The organism is Levilactobacillus enshiensis, assembly GCF_007115095.1.
Classification (GTDB): domain Bacteria; phylum Bacillota; class Bacilli; order Lactobacillales; family Lactobacillaceae; genus Levilactobacillus; species Levilactobacillus enshiensis.
Genome location: NZ_SULH01000005.1, coordinates 68,451 through 80,615, shown reverse-complemented (window position 1 = coordinate 80,615; position 12,165 = coordinate 68,451). Strand labels below are relative to the sequence as shown.

The 12,165-nt window shown below is 48.9% G+C and carries 11 protein-coding genes; 7 read left to right on the top strand and 4 right to left on the bottom strand.

Annotated features, from left to right (window positions below):
• The first annotated feature begins 90 nt into the window (after positions 1-90).
• Positions 91-1,599, top strand: coding sequence for a xylulokinase (xylB, locus tag FAY32_RS06455; protein WP_143462641.1), 1,509 nt, complete (start codon positions 91-93; stop codon positions 1,597-1,599).
• A gap of 426 nt (positions 1,600-2,025) precedes the next feature.
• Positions 2,026-3,405 carry a sugar porter family MFS transporter gene (locus FAY32_RS06450; protein WP_143462640.1) on the top strand — a complete coding sequence of 460 codons (1,380 nt, stop codon included), beginning with the start codon at positions 2,026-2,028 and terminating at the stop codon, positions 3,403-3,405.
• 65 nt (positions 3,406-3,470) lie between these two features.
• Here the strand turns inward: FAY32_RS06450 and FAY32_RS06445 are convergent, their stop codons facing one another.
• Positions 3,471-4,277, bottom strand: a complete 807-nt coding sequence (locus tag FAY32_RS06445) for an aldo/keto reductase (RefSeq protein ID WP_143462639.1) — start codon at positions 4,275-4,277, stop codon at positions 3,471-3,473.
• A 259-nt stretch (positions 4,278-4,536) separates the two neighbouring features.
• On the opposite strand from FAY32_RS06445, the gene FAY32_RS06440 reads away from it, so the two are divergent.
• The 4 genes from FAY32_RS06440 (at position 4,537) to FAY32_RS06425 (ending at position 8,630) form a co-directional block, all read left to right on the top strand.
• Positions 4,537-5,316: a (S)-acetoin forming diacetyl reductase gene (locus FAY32_RS06440; RefSeq protein WP_143462638.1), complete on the top strand. Its 780-nt coding sequence runs from the start codon at positions 4,537-4,539 to the stop codon at positions 5,314-5,316.
• 228 nt (positions 5,317-5,544) lie between these two features.
• On the top strand, positions 5,545-6,480 hold the full coding sequence (locus tag FAY32_RS06435) for a hypothetical protein (RefSeq protein WP_143462637.1): 936 nt from the start codon (positions 5,545-5,547) through the stop codon (positions 6,478-6,480).
• A gap of 418 nt (positions 6,481-6,898) precedes the next feature.
• Positions 6,899-8,119, top strand: coding sequence for an RNA-guided endonuclease TnpB family protein (locus FAY32_RS06430; RefSeq protein WP_143462776.1), 1,221 nt, complete (start codon positions 6,899-6,901; stop codon positions 8,117-8,119).
• Between the two features lie 139 nt (positions 8,120-8,258).
• On the top strand, positions 8,259-8,630 hold the full coding sequence (locus tag FAY32_RS06425; protein WP_143462775.1) for an iron chaperone: 372 nt from the start codon (positions 8,259-8,261) through the stop codon (positions 8,628-8,630).
• A gap of 55 nt (positions 8,631-8,685) precedes the next feature.
• On the opposite strand, the gene FAY32_RS06420 is transcribed toward FAY32_RS06425, so the two are convergent.
• The 3 genes from FAY32_RS06420 to FAY32_RS06410 all read right to left on the bottom strand — a co-directional run bounded on the left by FAY32_RS06420 (position 8,686) and on the right by FAY32_RS06410 (position 10,688).
• Entirely contained in the window at positions 8,686-9,507 is an 822-nt protein-coding gene (locus tag FAY32_RS06420) for a DUF2785 domain-containing protein (protein WP_143462636.1), read from the bottom strand.
• Positions 9,508-9,606: 99 nt separating this feature from the next.
• Positions 9,607-10,125, bottom strand: a complete 519-nt coding sequence (locus FAY32_RS06415; RefSeq protein ID WP_191988153.1) for a universal stress protein — start codon at positions 10,123-10,125, stop codon at positions 9,607-9,609.
• A 53-nt stretch (positions 10,126-10,178) separates the two neighbouring features.
• Complete coding sequence (locus tag FAY32_RS06410; protein ID WP_143462634.1) at positions 10,179-10,688, bottom strand: YbhB/YbcL family Raf kinase inhibitor-like protein; 510 nt, start codon at positions 10,686-10,688, stop codon at positions 10,179-10,181.
• A 248-nt stretch (positions 10,689-10,936) separates the two neighbouring features.
• On the opposite strand from FAY32_RS06410, the gene FAY32_RS06405 reads away from it, so the two are divergent.
• Positions 10,937-12,091 carry an ArgE/DapE family deacylase gene (locus FAY32_RS06405; RefSeq protein WP_143462633.1) on the top strand — a complete coding sequence of 385 codons (1,155 nt, stop codon included), beginning with the start codon at positions 10,937-10,939 and terminating at the stop codon, positions 12,089-12,091.
• Positions 12,092-12,165: the final 74 nt, after the last annotated feature.

The following is a 12,165-nucleotide window of genomic DNA, read 5'->3' as shown; positions in this document are numbered from 1 at the left end:
TTACGAAAAACAACTGACAATAGAATGGCGGACGGACCGTGTGTCCGCCCGCCATTTTTATGACGCGAGATAAACTAGGAGGAATGACCGATGGGGAAGTATGTACTCGGCGTTGACCTGGGGACTAGTGCCGTTAAAGTTTCAGCGCTAGATCACAGCGGCCAGATCGTCGCCCAAGAAAGTTTTGACTATGATTTAATCCAAAAGAAGCCCGGTTATAACGAGCAAAATCCTGAAGACTGGGTGTCCGGGACAACGGTTGCGATTGTCCGCTTGATTTTGACTGACCATTTAGCAGCCGAAGAAATCGAAGGCTTGAGCTTTTCTGGACAAATGCACGGGTTAGTTCTGTTGGATGAGAATAAGAAGGTCTTACGGCCATCTATTCTCTGGAACGATACGCGGAGCACGCCACAACGTGAAGAAATTGAAGCGAAGCTCGGTGATGAGTTCGTTGACATTACCCGTAACCAACCACTGGAAGGCTTTACGCTGACCAAGTTGCTGTGGGTCAAGGAAAACGAACCTGACATCTGGGCCAAGGCCAAGTACTTTGTCTTACCTAAGGACTACGTGCGTTACCGGATGACTGGTAACCTCGCCATGGACTACTCCGATGCGACTGGGACCGTCTTACTCGACGTTGCCAAGGGCGAATGGAGCAAGAAGATCTGTGACACGTTTGATATTCCAATGAGCATGTGCCCACCATTGATCAAATCCATTGATTTTGCTGGGACGGTAACGCCGGCCTACGCCGAATTTTCTGGATTGACCACCGCCACCAAGGTCTTTGGTGGCGCCGCCGATAACGCGGCTGGTGCAGTTGGGGCGGGGATTCTCCACCCGAACATGGTTCTGTCTAGTATCGGGACATCTGGGGTTGTTTTGAAATACGAAGACAACGCCGACGTCAACTATCACGGGGTCCTTCAATTTGAAGACCACGCGATTCCCGATAAATTTTACTCCATGGGGGTCACTTTGGCCGCTGGGTACTCCCTCAGCTGGTTCAAGAAGACCTTCGCTCCTGCAGAAGATTTCACCGATTTCGTTGCGAGTGCGGCCAAGTCAACGGTTGGGGCTAATGGCCTCCTGTACACGCCGTACATTGTCGGTGAACGGGCACCTTACGCGGATGCCGATATCCGGGGGAGCTTTACTGGGGTCGACGGAACCCATCAACGTTATGACTTCGTCCGTGCTGTTCTGGAAGGCATCGTCTTCTCATTTAGAGATCTCTTTGATATCTATGAAGAAAACGGTGGCGACTTTGACACGGTCGTTTCTATCGGTGGGGGCGCCAAGAGTCCACTCTGGTTGCAGATTCAAGCCGATATCTTTAACCGTAAAGTTGTCAGCCTGAAGAACGAACAGGGGCCTGGTATGGGGGCCGCAATGATTGCGGCGACCGGCCTAGGTTGGTTCGATTCCTTACAGGACTGCGCACAGACTTTCGTTCACTTTGGCAAGGCTTACGAGCCCAACCCAGAGAACGTGAAGAAGTACGAGAAGATGCATGCCATCTACAAGCAGGTCTACCAACAGACTAAGGCCATCAGTGAACAACTGCTGGACTACCGTAGGGAAGAACTATAGACGTAAAGAAAGGCTTTCGCGTTGCGGCGGAAGCCTTTTTGCTATGGTCAGTTAAAGAACTAAGAAAGATGAACTATCTGGCGCGGCCAGTGTTGATAAGTAGTCGTCATTAAATTGGGCGCACGCACTATCAGCGATTAAAACAGTCATATAAAGATCATCGTATCCTAACGAAAGGCCTTTTATTTACACTAAATAACAATTAATATTCATGATTATTCATGTGCACTTTCACACAAAATTAAGAACCATGAGAATCAAGCGGAATATTACAATCCAGTATAAAAGCATCGAAAACGCTTTCAGAAAAACGAAAATTGTGCTATAGTAATCACATGGTTGGTTGAAGCAATCAACTAACCGCATGTAGAATACCAACTTACAAAAAATTCTACGGTGATTTACCGTCAAAGGAAGTCAGTAACGATGCATAAAGTTTCGACCGGATTCATTTACTTTTTTGGCGCCCTCGGCGGGTTGCTCTTTGGTTACGATACCGGGGTCATCTCCGGTGCCATTCTTTTTATTCAAAAACAGATGCATTTAGGCACTTGGCAACAAGGCTGGGTCGTCAGTTCCGTCCTGTTAGGGGCGATTCTAGGGGCTGCTATCATTGGACCATCATCTGACCGGTATGGGCGGCGTAAGTTGCTTTTACTCTCAGCTATTATTTTCTTGGTGGGGGCGTTAGGCTCTGCCTTTTCACCAGAATTCTGGTCACTGATCATCTTCCGGGTCATCTTAGGGATGGCCGTTGGGGCGGCTTCAGCATTGATCCCAACGTACCTCGCTGAATTGGCGCCCGCTGACAAACGGGGAACCGTTGCCAGCCTCTTTCAACTGATGGTCATGTCTGGGATTCTGTTGGCCTACATCACCAATTACAGTTTCTCTGGGTTATATACCGGTTGGCGTTGGATGTTAGGCTTCGCAGCGATTCCGGCTGCCTTACTCTTCTTTGGTGGGTTGATCTTACCAGAAAGTCCCCGGTTCTTGGTCAAGTCCGGTCGCGTTGATGAAGCGCGTGAGGTTCTTGATACGATGAACGGCCACGACAGCACTGTCGTTAACCGGGAAATTCGTCAGATTAAGGAACAAGCCGGCGTTGTTAGCGGCGGCTGGCCAGAACTTTTCAGCAAGATGGTTCGGCCCTCACTGATCATTGGGGTCGGGTTGGCCATCTTCCAGCAGGTTATGGGATGCAACACCGTGTTGTATTACGCGCCAACCATCTTTACGGATGTTGGTTTTGGAGTCTCAGCCGCATTGTTAGCCCACATTGGTATTGGGGTATTCAACGTGATTGTGACCGCGGTTGCCGTGGCTATCATGGATAAAATTGATCGGAAAAAGATGCTGATCATTGGGTCCATTGGGATGGGTATTTCCTTGTTCGTGATGAGCATGGGGATGAAGTTCTCCGGTGGGTCACATGTCGCAGCCATCATTTCCGTCATTGCTTTGACCGTCTACATTGCGTTCTTCTCCGCAACCTGGGGTCCCGTGATGTGGGTCATGATCGGTGAAGTCTTCCCGTTGAACATTCGGGGCTTAGGAAATTCCTTTGCCAGTGTCATCAACTGGACGGCAAACATGATCGTTTCCCTGACGTTCCCATCGTTACTGGACTTCTTCGGTACGGGGAGCTTGTTCATCGGTTACGGTGTCCTGTGCTTCCTCTCCATCTGGTTCGTTCACAAGATGGTCTTCGAAACGCGGAACCGTTCACTGGAAGATATCGAAGCAACCTTACGTGAAAAGGCCGGTGAAGATGAAGTTTCTGGTCTGAGTACCGTTCAAAAGTAAACTTAAGTTGTTAAAAAAGAGAGGTCAGGACAAATGTCCCAATCTCCCTTTTTATTATCGCAAATTTAGTCGTAGTTTAAATGCTTATCTTGGTCTAAGCTGTTGATTTCTTCAATTTCAGCAGCGGTCAGGTTAAACCCAGAAATTTCAAAGTTTTCCTTCACCCGAGCTGGTTTTGAGGACTTCGGGAAGACCACGAAGCCCGTGTCGATTTGCCACCGCAAAACGATTTGGGCTGGTGACTTGCCATACTTTTGGGCCAACTTGGTGATGACCGGATCTTCAAGGATTAAGTGGCCGTGACCAATTGGGGAGTACCCTTCGTTGACCAGACCATTTTCCGTATCGAATTGGCCTAAATCGGCTTGAACCTTGTAGGGGTGCCGTTCGATTTGGTTGACCATGGGTTTAACCGTGGCCATCGCAAAGACCTGTTCGAGTTGTTCTTTAGAGAAGTTAGATACCCCGATAGCACGGACCTTCTTTTGTTGGTACAGGGTTTCTAAGGCGCGCCAAGTATCCAAGGTCAGGTCGAAGTTCTTTTCGTTGGGCCAGTGAATCAAGTAGAGGTCCAGGTAATCCAACTGTAAGTCAGCCAGCGTTTGGTCGAAAGCAGCTAAGGTCTTGTCGTACCCTTGGTCAGCATTCCAAACCTTAGACGTGATAAACAGATCGGCACGATCAATGCCGGAGTTCTTGATAGCCGTACCAACAGCGGGTTCGTTGCCGTAAATGTGGGCGCAATCGAGATGCCGATAGCCAGCATCTAACGCCGTCTTGATAGCTGCGGGAACGTCCTTGCTGTCGATTAGATAAGTTCCAAATCCAAGCATGGGGATGGTAACGCCGTTGCTTAATTGAGTCGTTTCCATGTCATTACCTCACTTTAAAATATTTTGAAGCCGAATACTTATATCCATGATACACTACTCTGCCAATAGTTTCATGGACGACACTTCAACGGGTTACGATGAAATGATTGCTGGGGTAACAACGTTTCTACTAATTAGTTCAATTGAACAACTAAAACGCTTAAAAGGTTCTTTACGTAATCGCTTTCAATGCCGCATAGTTTCCGGTAGAATGTGAGTGTACCTGGAAATCTACTTATTCTGAAGGAGTGAATGGCCCATGGCATCAAATGGTAAAGTAGCAATGGTTACTGGTGGCGGCCAAGGAATTGGTGAAGCCATTTCCAAACGCCTAGCGCACGATGGTTTTGCGGTTTCAGTTGCTGATTTGAACTTGGACAATGCCAACAAAGTCGTTGCTGCTATCGAAGCTGATGGTGGCAAAGCCGTTGCGGTTAAAGTCGATGTTGCCGACCGTGACAGTGTGTTTGCTGCCGTTGATACGACTGCGGATGAGCTCGGCGGGTTTGACGTTATCGTCAACAATGCCGGTCTTGGCCCCACGACGCCTATCGACACGATTACCCCAGAACAGTTTGATTTAGTGTACCACGTCAACGTTGCCGGAACCCTGTGGGGCATCCAAGCAGCGCATGCGAAATTAAAGGAACTCGGCCACGGCGGAAAGATTATTAACGCAACTTCTCAAGCCGGCGTTGTCGGGAACCCGAACTTAGCCCTGTACAGTGGCACCAAGTTTGCCATTCGGGGGATTACCCAAGTCGTTGCACGAGACTTAGCTGCTGAAGGTATCACGGCTAACGCTTACGCACCAGGCATCGTGAAGACGCCAATGATGTTTGACATCGCCCACAAGGTGGGTCAAAATGCCGGCAAAGACGACGAATGGGGCATGCAGACATTTGCGAAGGACATTACTCTGGGTCGACTGTCCGAACCAGAGGACGTTGCGGCGGGGGTTGCCTTCTTGGCAGGTCCAGACTCCAACTACATTACCGGACAGACGCTGGAAGTCGATGGTGGGATGCAGTTCCACTAGCGACAGATTGATTTGAAGCGAAACATCGGGGACGTCGTAGTGGTCACGGCGTCCCTTTTAAATTGGCATGAGTTTAACGGCAGCCATTCCTTAGTTAAGTTGAATGATGTAGTTGTCGAAATGAGTTTCAACGTTTAAAGATGACTTTCTTAATTAATCCCTTCGTTATCAGTTTTAGCTAGAACTGATTAAGCGGGAGTGCTACGCTAACATAGAGGAGGGGTTTTCATGAAAAGATTAATTCAACTGGCCAGCGTTTTGGGCGTTGCGGGTGGACTATTTTTACTATCCGGAACGTCGGCGAAGGCCGCTAGCGAAATGTATTCTTCAGTGAGTCGTTCGCAATCAGTAAAATTAGTGTGGCGCAAGAGCATGGGCCAGCACGCTTTCACGCGTTCTCAAGGTGGGCGTTACTCCAAGCATCTGGGCCTGCTGTATGCGATGGGGTACGAAGAACCGAACGAAATCTGGTTCACTGATGCTCACGAAAAGTTGTACCGGAAGGCGAAGGGCACATCGGCCATCTATTATCACGTCCAGAACGCTGCGGGCATGCATAAAGGCTGGATCTGGCGCGGCTATTTGAAGCCAACCACGACCACGCAGACGCCAGCAGTTGTGGGCGCTAAGATCGCCAAGAATCAGGCGCTCAAGACACAACAAAATATCGCGTTTCAAAAAATGACGAATCAACAGATTCAAGCAGCCGTGTCCAAGAAGCTGGCGAGTCAATACACCTTTAACCCGAAGATGATGGCCTTTGCGCAGTACATGACGGATGCCGATGACGGGGTTAGTGGCCAAACGAAGGACCGTTCTAAGGTTTGGCAACCCGCGAAGTTTGGCATTAAGGGCAATAAGCACTTTATTGGTGATGGCGGTTTGACAGCCATTGAAGATATGGACTTGGGCTGGATGCGGTCGCTACCGGCTAACACGCAGGGCGGCAATTATCTGGTGGATGGCCTGGCAGATAAGATCGCGCATTCCTTACAATACGTTACCCAGAATCATAACGTTCGTAACTTGGGGATTGGTGTCGTCTCTGATCCGGGAGCAAGTTTGCAAGAGAATGCGTCTAACGATCCTTATTCTAAGAACTTTTATCTGGCACTCGGAGTTGAATTCTACTGGCAGGAAGATCACGTTGTTAATACCTGGTAATCTTATCAATCAAAAGTAAAATTAGCGCGGTTAATGAGGGGGATAACTCACTCGTTGACCGCGTTTTTTGTGGAAGCTAAGGGTGGGATTTCCAAAGTAGTGGTCATGCCCGTTTTAACAACGGGGAAGCCAAAACTAATTGCTGGTTTGGGCGCCTCACCGACTGGCGGCTGTTGGACTGGGACCCGTCTGTCGTCTGTCGACCTGCAGCTGAAAAGTCATGGTACAATAAAACCAATTTGACGGGAAGCTTGACCGTAACTAAACCATTTAGGGGTGACTTTATATAACTTCAGCAGAAAACCTTTGATTTCAATCAAAGGATGAATGCGAAAGCTTAATCATTTCTAAAACATACGTTCCCCTATTGATGATTAAAATATGCTATACTGAATCCAATCTTCAGGGGAGGTGCATGATGACGATATTAGGCCGAACAGCAAAGGTCAGACTCTACCCTAGTGAAATTCAAGCGATTCAACTCTCAGATGAAAGTCGAGAGTATCAGCGGTTATCCAACATTGTTAGTGAATGGGTCTTTAACCACGACTTCCCAATGAACTATTTGAAAATCAATCATGCCCTGTATAAAAAGCTCCGGCAAGAATCTCCTTTGAACAGTCAAATGATCCAGTCAGTCTTCCGGACCGTTGTCGCGCGTTACAAGACTGTCTTAGAGCAGATGAGACAACATCCTTTCCGTTACCAAGATGTTGATAAAAAGTGGGTTCAGACTCCGATAGACTTAACATGGTTGTTCAAGCCTATCCATTTCTCGAAGCCCCAAGCAGACTTAGTTCGACAAAGTAATTATTCCTTTGTCAATGGAATGACTGAAATTTCACTCACGACCTTGGGTAAAAGAACCAAGATGAGCTTTAACAGCAAAGGCTTTGGACAATACTTTCAGAGTGGCTGGAAGTTTGGGACGGCCAAGCTAGTCCATTCTCAAGGCAAGTGGTACTTACACATTGGGATTACGAAAGAAGTTGCTGATTTTGAGCCAACAAGCCAGTCCAAGATTGTCGGCATTGACCGTGGGTTGCGTTTCTTAGCAACGGTTCATGATCACCTGGGGAAAACACGATTCTTTGATGGCAAGAAAGCTTTACGTAAACGCAAGAAGTTCTTAGAGACGCGAAGACAGTTACAAAGCAAAGGGACCAAATCTGCTAAGAAAAAACTGCAGCAATTGGCACAACGAGAGAACCGCTGGATGACTGATTTGAATCATCGGTTAGCTAAGACACTCGTTAGTATCTATGGCTCATGGGCGCTCTTTGTTTTAGAAGATTTAACTAATGTGACGTTCAACACAGATGATTTACCTAAAGCTTTGCGTAGCAGCCACCGTTCCTGGGCTTTCTTCCAGTTAGAATTATTCCTAACCTATAAAGCGGTAACGGTTCAAAGTAAGGTTTTGAAGGTCAGTCCAGCCTTCACCTCTCAGCGTTGTCCGCAATGTGGCCTGATTGAGAAAAACAATCGGCATCACGAGACGCATGAATATCACTGTTGCCGCTGCCAATATCGCTCCAACGATGATCGGCTAGGGGCCATGAACATTAAGCTATTAGGTGAAGAATGGTTGTGTGGGGTCAAGCATCCCCAAATAAAAAAAATAACGGCTACCGGGTAAACCTGGTAGTTAAACGGGTAGCTGTCAATTACCCGATGATGTTGCCACTACGAGTAGGAGTCTCAATTGAGATGTTGGACTACTGTGTCGCCAGACACGTGAGCGACAAGCCTCCGAATTTATTCGGAGGTAATTGACGATTGCAGAGTTTGAAGATTACTTAGCGAAGATTGACGATCCAGAACATCAAGCGCGCGTTCGGACCGTATTAAATTGGGTCCAGACAACCTTTCCCCAGCTCGAACAACGGTATGCTTGGAATCAGCCGATGTTTACCGACCATGGGACGTTCATTATTGGTTTCAGCGTGGCCAAGGCGCACATGGCGTTTGCCCCTGAAGGTCAGGCGATGGACCAATTCATCGATGCTATTCAGGCTGCCAAATATAATCCCGGGAAGAGGTTTGGCCGTATCAAGTGGACGCAGGATGTGGACTATGACCTGCTGAAGCGAATTATTTCGTTTAATATTGCGGATAAGGCTGAAACGACGACGTTCTGGCGAAAATAAGAGTAAATTAAGGGTGCTGACACAGTCTGGTCGATCAGACGATGTCGGCACCTTTTTAGCTCACGTAGCCATTTACTTGATAATAGTGATGACTTAATGTGGCAATTACTTCTTGGGTGGTGGTTTCTTCCGGCAACAAGAAGTATAAGTGATGGCAAAAACTTAGCCAGTTGTGTAATCGCGCTGCGGGACCACGGTCAAATGAAAAACCAATCCACAAACGGTGATCGGTAGCGGTTAGCCAATCGTTGAGTTGAGGTATGGTTAAGTGGTCAACGCGTAACGCTTGAATCAATGGCATGGCCAGTCGGGGTTCCTCGTCAAATTGAAATGGCATCGTTTGACGTGTAAATACCGTTGCAATAGCTGCCAGTGCCATCGGCGTTTGCGCCAAGGGAAACTGGGAATGTTGCCAAGCAGAAGCCAGCAGGTCGCTGCCGTGGGCGACCCCGTGGGCCCGGCCCTTAGCTGGCACCCAGCCGCGCTGATCGTGTTCGCGAACGAGATAGGTCAGGGCGTCATTGAAAAATTGGGTCCGGGTAGCGGCTGCTAACCAGGCATGGTGGGCGTCATTGTCCAGAACTGCCGCAGTCAGTAGCGCGGTGAATGTGCGTTGAAAGACGGTGTCGTTGTTCAGCTGGTCGATGGCGGTGAAGAGCCCTCGTTTATTCAGAAGGTTATTGGCGATGGTTTGGCATTGGTCGGGGGTGAACGCGTCCTCAGCTAATCCGCGCGCAAAAAGGGTGAAGACCGTGGCGTCACGAATCGTGGGGTCCAAATCACCCACGTGAGCCAGCAACAAGTTGACTTGGTCGTCTGTAAAACTTAGGTCGGGCACAGCGACTAATTGGCGTAATTTAGTTGGAAAATCTGCCATCCCAATCGCCTCCAGTTTTTTTCTCAGTATACGCCAATTATAGGAATAACGGACATAAAAAAACTACCATGGCATTGCGCCACGGCAGTCATTTTAGCTCTACTTAGAAAGTTTCGGTTGTTCCTGATTCTGTTCGGCAGTTTGTGTGGTATCGAGCGGCTCGCCGTCCTCATTGGTCCGCACCACAAAGACATCGACGGCGGACATGCGACTCACGTAAGACGTGACCGAACCTTCGACCATCCGCGCAACTGCACTGAGACCAGTGGCTCCCAGCATGATCAGGTCGTTTTTATGATCGCGGACAAATTCGTGGGCAATGACCGTTTTCGGATTGCCAAAGCGGACGTGAATGTCCATGTCAGCAAAACCAGTAGCCGCCTTGGTCGTTTCAACCAGGGAGGTGAGGTAGGCCGTGGCATCTTGGGCAAGGTCGTGAATAACGCTACCGGGCATCGACCCACTTGCATAAAACCCATAATGGTTAATGCGCAACACATTTAGCAAGTCGATGTGCGCGTGGTTCTGTTGGGCAACCGTGACAGCCTTTTTCAACGCCAGTTCTGCTTGGACGGAGCCATCGACGGGTACCAGAATCTGTTCATAATTCTGTTCCATAATACCCCTTCTTAATGGGACTGCGATGCGGACGCCAGCCTCTAATTATTGATTTAAACGCGGCCGCGTAAGGTGATGGTGGCCGTATCTAAGACGTGACCGTTGATTTGGTGCAGCAGGTCATTGAGCCAGAACCCATCGGCCAAATCGAGCTTGGTATTTAGGGCATAAACGGTCAGGCTATAGTCGTGATCTTGATCGGGTGGAAACGGGCCGGTGTAGTTTTGGAAAATAGCAGGGTCCGTGTTCCCCACGAGAGAACCGGCGTTACTGTTACGGCCGTGGACGTGAGGAATGGCATTCGTCCGGGAAACGTCCGCGGTAATCTCTCTAGTGGTCCCCGGAAAGTTAGCGGCAACCCAGTGAATCCAAGGGAAACCGCTGACAGGGACAGCGTCGAAGTCAATCAAGTTAAGCGCAATCGTCTGGGTCTTCTTGGGAATCTTGGATAAACTAATCGGAAATGACTTAACGGGTTGACCGCCATAAACGTCGTCACCCGTGGCGTGTTTGCTGAATTCATCGGCTAGATAGCCGTTTTCGGATGGCACGAAGATACGCATAGAAACCCCTCCTCAAATTAACTGCACTGGCAGGTCGCTCACCGATAAATTCCAGTTTGGCCGCAGTGCGAGTTGGTTCACTTCTTATTATACCGCAGGAGATGATCTTCTCGCGAATATTCATTATTAATGTATAAAAATACGATATATTTGATTATCGTTTATATATTTGCAAATACTGGTTGCTTTTTATCTAAAAGGGCGTATGCTAATAACATTAGAAAGTGATTAGAGAAAGGATGACGCCCATGACGCCCCAAACTAAAGTTGAAATTTTACAGCATCTCATTCAGATTCCATCGGTCAATGAAAATGAGACCGCCGTTGCCAATTATATTGCGAGCTTGTTTGCCCCTTATCCTCAAGCCAAGGTGGAAAAAGTACCGTTTGCTGAGAACCGCGACAATCTAGTCGTCACCATTGGCGAAGGCCCCCAGATTGGCTTGTCCGGTCACATGGACGTTGTCGATCCCGGGGATCACAGCGCGTGGAGTCACGACCCATTTGGCGGTGAAATCGTCGGTGACCACCTCTTTGGTCGGGGGGCGTCGGACATGAAGAGCGGTCTGGCGGCAATCGTCATTACGATGCTGGAATTTCTCGAACAGGGGACGCCATTGAAGGGAAGCGTGCGGCTACTAGCCACGGTCGGTGAAGAGACTGGGGAATATGGCGCGGCTATGTTGACCGATGCCGGCTACGCTGATCAATTAGCGGGTCTGGTCATCGCTGAACCCAGTGGCCTCGACAACGTGGTCTACACGGCGCGAGGCGTCATCGATTACAAGGTCGTGTCCACCGGGAAGGGCAGTCACAGTGCTAGTCCCGAAAAGGGTATCAACGCGATTACGAATTTGATGAAATTTTATAACGCGGTTGGACCACTGATGGCGCAACACACTGAGACCGATCCCGTGTTGGGTGGCCTGTTACATAACGTCGACCTGATTTCCGGGGGTGAGCAGATCAACTCGATTCCCGCCCACGCTGAACTGATGGCCAATATGCGGACGATTCCGGCTTACCCGAATCAGGTCATTTACGATGAACTCGAAGCCCTGATTGCCAAGCTGAATCAGCAACCGACCGTCGACTTAGAGCTGTCCTACAGCTATCCAGAAGAAGCCATTCCGGGCGATCCGAACGCACCGTTGGTTCAACTGGCCAAGCAGATCAGCGATAAAATCTGTGGCCATGACACCAAAATCGTGGGGTCCGGCGGCGCGAATGATGGCGCCGAGTTTCTGCGGGCCAAGGCTGATTTCACTAGTATTGAAATTGGTCCCGGCAGCAACACATCGCATCAGGTCGACGAATACATCTCTATTCAGGAATATTTGCAGGCCATCGATTTTTATGAAGCCTTGGTCCCAGCGTTCTTTGCGCAGTTGGTGAAAGCTTAGGCGCAAACTGATTGCACTGGTCGTCAGGCTGTGTGGACTGGTTTGATGTTCATCAGGATGACGTGCTCGTTTTG

What these genes read in the sequence shown, in the direction of transcription:
- xylB (WP_143462641.1), top strand. Translation starts at nt 91, where the DNA reads ATGGGGAAGTATGTACTCGGCGTTGACCTGGGGACTAGTGCCGTTAAA.
- FAY32_RS06450 (WP_143462640.1), top strand. Translation starts at nt 2,026, where the DNA reads ATGCATAAAGTTTCGACCGGATTCATTTACTTTTTTGGCGCCCTCGGC.
- FAY32_RS06445 (WP_143462639.1), bottom strand. Translation starts at nt 4,277, where the DNA reads ATGGAAACGACTCAATTAAGCAACGGCGTTACCATCCCCATGCTTGGA.
- FAY32_RS06440 (WP_143462638.1), top strand. Translation starts at nt 4,537, where the DNA reads ATGGCATCAAATGGTAAAGTAGCAATGGTTACTGGTGGCGGCCAAGGA.
- FAY32_RS06435 (WP_143462637.1), top strand. Translation starts at nt 5,545, where the DNA reads ATGAAAAGATTAATTCAACTGGCCAGCGTTTTGGGCGTTGCGGGTGGA.
- FAY32_RS06430 (WP_143462776.1), top strand. Translation starts at nt 6,899, where the DNA reads ATGACGATATTAGGCCGAACAGCAAAGGTCAGACTCTACCCTAGTGAA.
- FAY32_RS06420 (WP_143462636.1), bottom strand. Translation starts at nt 9,507, where the DNA reads ATGGCAGATTTTCCAACTAAATTACGCCAATTAGTCGCTGTGCCCGAC.
- FAY32_RS06415 (WP_191988153.1), bottom strand. Translation starts at nt 10,125, where the DNA reads ATGGAACAGAATTATGAACAGATTCTGGTACCCGTCGATGGCTCCGTC.
- FAY32_RS06410 (WP_143462634.1), bottom strand. Translation starts at nt 10,688, where the DNA reads ATGCGTATCTTCGTGCCATCCGAAAACGGCTATCTAGCCGATGAATTC.
- FAY32_RS06405 (WP_143462633.1), top strand. Translation starts at nt 10,937, where the DNA reads ATGACGCCCCAAACTAAAGTTGAAATTTTACAGCATCTCATTCAGATT.